Annotated in this window: 3 protein-coding genes; 1 reads left to right on the top strand and 2 read right to left on the bottom strand. The window is 59.9% G+C overall.

Features of this window, described 5'->3' with window-relative positions; genetic code table 11:
• The coding region (locus NW819_RS12710; RefSeq protein WP_414413965.1) for an ADP-dependent NAD(P)H-hydrate dehydratase at positions 1–312 on the top strand (312 nt) is incomplete at its 5' end.
• 23 nt (positions 313–335) lie between these two features.
• Here the strand turns inward: NW819_RS12710 and NW819_RS12705 are convergent.
• Both NW819_RS12705 and NW819_RS12700 read right to left on the bottom strand, forming a co-directional pair.
• A complete protein-coding gene (locus NW819_RS12705; protein WP_414413964.1) occupies positions 336–1,169 on the bottom strand; it encodes an undecaprenyl-diphosphate phosphatase in 834 nt (277 codons plus the stop codon).
• A 231-nt stretch (positions 1,170–1,400) separates the two neighbouring features.
• Positions 1,401–1,919, bottom strand: coding sequence for a DUF2808 domain-containing protein (locus NW819_RS12700; protein ID WP_414331896.1), 519 nt, complete (start codon positions 1,917–1,919; stop codon positions 1,401–1,403).
• Positions 1,920–2,330 lie beyond the last annotated feature (411 nt).

Raw genomic sequence — 2,330 nt, 5'->3', positions numbered from 1 at the left:
GGGGCGCGGACGGTGATCGCCTCTCCCACTGGGGAATGCTGGGTGAACCCGGAAAGCACACCGGCTTTGGCCCGCGGTGGCAGCGGCGATGTCTTGACTGGCCTGATTGGTGGCCTGGTGGCCCGCCGAACGGCCCAAGTGGGTCGGCCCTTGGAGATTGCTGAGCTGCTCAGTTGCGCCTGTGCCGGGGTGTGGTGGCATGCCCAAGCGGCTATCCAGCTGGCGCGGGAACGCGGTCTAACAGGGGTGGATCCGGCCCACCTGGCGGAGCACCTGCCCAAGGCGCTGCAGAGCCTGCGGGAGCAAGGGTGAAGGAAGGAGCTGCAAAACCCAGCCTAGGGTTTCAGGAACCCCAGGGCCAACCCCAAGAAAATGAACAGGCCAAAGCCAATCCGATAGACGATGAACAGCCAGGTGCTGCTGCGCTGCAAAAACTGAATCAGCCAATCGATAGAGAGATAGGAAAAGACAAAAGCAGAAAGAGTGCCCAACCCCTGCGACAGCAGCGCCTCTGCCCTGAACTCAGAGATCAACTCTTCTACCCCCGCCAAAAAGAGCGCCGGGATCCCCAGCAAGAAGGAGTAACGGGCGGCAGCCGGGCGTTGCAAATGGAGAAACAGCCCTGCCGTCAGCGTCGAGCCGGAGCGCGACACCCCAGGGATCAGGGACAAAGCTTGGGCCAGCCCCACCCAGATCCCATCCCCAATGCCCAAGCTGTGAAGGTCTCGCTGGCGTTTGCCCGTTTGCTCTGCCCAGCCCAACAACACAGCCAAGCCGATGGCTGCGACGGCGATCACCCACAACTGGCGGGGCGGGGATCCCCAAATGGCCTTGATGGCCCAGCCGGCAACCACAATTGGCACTGTTCCCACCAGGATCCCTACCAGCAGCCGCCAAGGCTCCTGCTGGAAATCTCGTTCTCGCCAGGCTTTCCAGGAGCCCAGGAGCAACTGGCGCAGGTCAGAGGCAAAGTAGATCAGCACCGCCCCCAAACTGCCCAACTGGATCACCGCCGTAAAAGAAGCGCCCGCATCCGGCCATCCCACCAAAGCCGGAAACACCCGCAGATGGGCCGTGCTGCTAATGGGCAGAAATTCGGTGATCCCCTGCACCATGCCCAAAATCAGAGCTTGCCACCAATTGGGATACCAGGTGTCAGCAAGCAACAAGGTAAACACTCCCCCACCCAAACTTGCCAGATTTGCACAATCCCCATTCTTAGAAAAACTCAGAACTCCGGCTTTTTCCAGCAGCCCATACCACGGCGAACAAACACTTGCAGAGGGATCCCACCCCAACTGGCCGGGAACTTGGGTGTCGCTGTCCCAGACCCGCAAAAGGGCTGTGCCTATAGGATCGCCGCAAAGATCAACAGTAGGTCAGATCATCGGGTCAATAGATCAGAAGCCAATCCGCTCTGGGTCTTCAATGGTAATCAGCCAGTTGCCCACATTCCGGAAGAGGGGGTTGGGTTCCGTACCCCGTACCCGCGCCTCCACACGGTAGATACCGGCAGATGAAGGGTTGCGCACGTTAGAGAGCACCAGACGGATCTCCTGACCGGCAGCAATGGGTTGACGGGCCACCACCTCTAGAGAGCGAAACTCCTCGTTCCAGTACACTTGATCCAGCTCTACAGGCCGGCCTTCTACCTCCAGGCGGACACTTTCCGGATCGATGCGGCCATCGAAATTCCTGTCCCCGTTGATCTGCACTTCTGCCACTGCCACATTCTGGGGGGGAATGGTCAGGCGATAGCGATCCAAACGACTGCGAACCCCGCCAAAATCGAGCCGATAGCTGAGGACAGGTACCCCTTCACTGCCGGTGATCACCAAACCCGACTGCGCCTCTGCAGAATGGGGCACCATCAGGGATCCCAGGCTCCCCATCAACAGGCCCGCCAAGGCCAGCCTCATTCCTCGCCGAGCAAGGCCAAGTTCCTGCGAACATTTCCCTGCTCTCATCACTGCTCTCAACACCCAAACCTCCGCTGGTTGAAACACCTCAGCACCTTCAAAGCTCACTAGCGCGGCCTGTAGACAGCCTGACCGATGGCAAGCAAGGCCGACGCCTCGCCGTCCATTGTAGAGGATGGGATCCCCTCTACCGAGAGAGCTTAAGGCTTATCGAGGTGCGGAAGTGCGTAGTTCGTCCAGGATCCCAGACAAAAACTTTGGGCCGCCACACCCACGGTGCAGCTCCCACGCAACGCTGATTGCGACCACAAGGTGACCTTCGGTGGATTGGCCCTCGCCCTTCTACGGCTTCACTTGAGGAAACTCAGCACCCCCACCCCGATCACCATCAGCACCCAGAGCAGGGATCCC

It is taken from the genome of Synechococcus sp. R8-2 (assembly GCF_047461715.1).
Classification (GTDB): Bacteria; Cyanobacteriota; Cyanobacteriia; order Thermostichales; family Thermostichaceae; genus Thermostichus.
The sequence above is the reverse complement of the archived record's forward strand: the minus strand, read 5'-3'. Positions and strand labels throughout refer to the sequence as shown.